Origin of the sequence: Streptomyces sp. NPDC001922 (assembly GCF_042891165.1) — a bacterium.
Taxonomy (GTDB): Bacteria; Actinomycetota; Actinomycetes; order Streptomycetales; family Streptomycetaceae; genus Streptomyces.
On record NZ_JBIASV010000029.1, the window covers coordinates 1 to 1,488 of the forward strand.

Sequence of the window (1,488 nt, forward strand, 5' to 3'; positions counted from 1 at the left end):
GGGGGGTGCCTCTATGTCTTTCGTCAAGCGAGCCGTGGGGTTCTGGGTTGGTAGAAGGTGCCGTCGCGGAGCATGGCGAAGAGGACGCTGATGCGGTGGCGGGCGAGGCGGAGGAGGGCTTGGGTGTGGGTTTTGCCTCGGGCTCGGCAGCGGTCGTAGTAGCTGCGGGAGGCGGGATCGTGGAGGGCTGCGAAGGCGGAGAGGAACATCGCGCGTTTGAGCTGCCGGTTCCCGCCTCTTGGGGCGTGTTCGCCGTGGATCGAGGTTCCCGACTGCCGGGTCGCCGGGGCGAGGCCGGCGTAGGAGGCCAGGTGGGCGGCGGTGGGGAAGTTGCTGCCGTCGCCGATGGTGGCCAGGAGGACTGCGGCGGTCCTGACGCCGATGCCGGGCATCGAGGTCAGGACCTGGGAAAGAGGGTGGGCCTCCAGCAGGTTCTCGATCCGGGCTTCCAGGGCCAGGCGTTGTTCGTGGACGGCGGCCAGCGACTTCGCCAGTGAAGGGACGATCACGTCGAGGGTGCCGGTGCCGGGGACGACGACGGTCTGCTCGTCGAGCGCGGTGAAAATGTCGTCGACCAGCCGCTCGGCCATGCGCGGTGCCCGGGGCCGGATGACCTCGACAAGCCTGCGGCGGCCGGCTTTGCGCAGGGCGGCCGGGGACCCGTAGCGCTCGAGGAGCCAGGTGATCGCTTGGTGGTCCAGGCGTGGGCCCAGGACGCGTTCGAGGCTGGGGTGGAACTGGGTGAGCAGGCCGCGGATGCGGTTGGAGGTGCGGTTGGCTTCCCCGGCGAGGTCCTGGTCGAAGCCGACCAGCATGGTCAGCTCCGCGGTGACCTCGTCGGTCAGATCGAGGGTGCGCAGGGTGTGGGGCATGGTGCGGGCCGCGTCCGCGATGACGGCTGCGTCTTTCGCGTCGGTCTTGGCCTCGCCGGGGTAGAGGTCGGCGATCCGCCGCATCGCGAGTCCGGGCAGGTAGGCGACCTCGCAGCCGGCGTCCCGGGCGACCGTCAGCGGCAGGGCGCCGATGGAGGCGGGCTGGTCCACGACCAGCAAGACCGTGCCGAACTTGGCCGTGAGCTTGTCGAAGACCGCCCGCAGCTTCGGTTCGCTGTTGGGCAGCGGCTTGTCGAAGACCTTCTTCCCGGCCGGGGTCAGTCCCTGGCCGTGATGTGCGTGCTTGCCGACGTCCAGGCCCAGGAAGACGCCTACCCCGTCGATGTCGACCATCGTGCCCCCACATGCGTCGATGCGTGCTGGCCTCGGCAGCGGGGCCGTTCGCGCGCATCCACGTTATGCAGACCTGCCGCCCGGATGCGGCCGGGCATTGCGCCCAGCCGGGCGGTGGTCGGACCTCTGATCAGCGTCTCCGACGGCACCCCTCGGACCCGGTGACACCACCCCCCAGGTCATCCCTTCGACAGGGGGCAACAGTCATACCGGGCCCGGAGGCCAGCGGCCCTCTTGCAGGACCACGAAGAACATAACGGGG

Annotated in this window: 1 protein-coding gene; it reads right to left on the bottom strand. The window is 69.9% G+C overall.

Annotated features, from left to right (window positions below):
* Positions 1–23: 23 nt before the first annotated feature.
* Positions 24–1,226: an IS110 family transposase gene (locus ACFYYR_RS31695; RefSeq protein WP_388861374.1), complete on the bottom strand. Its 1,203-nt coding sequence runs from the start codon at positions 1,224–1,226 to the stop codon at positions 24–26.
* Positions 1,227–1,488 lie beyond the last annotated feature (262 nt).

Excerpts from the sequence above, each read along its gene's own strand:
- ACFYYR_RS31695 (WP_388861374.1), bottom strand. The coding sequence starts at position 1,226 with ATGGTCGACATCGACGGGGTAGGCGTCTTCCTGGGCCTGGACGTCGGC.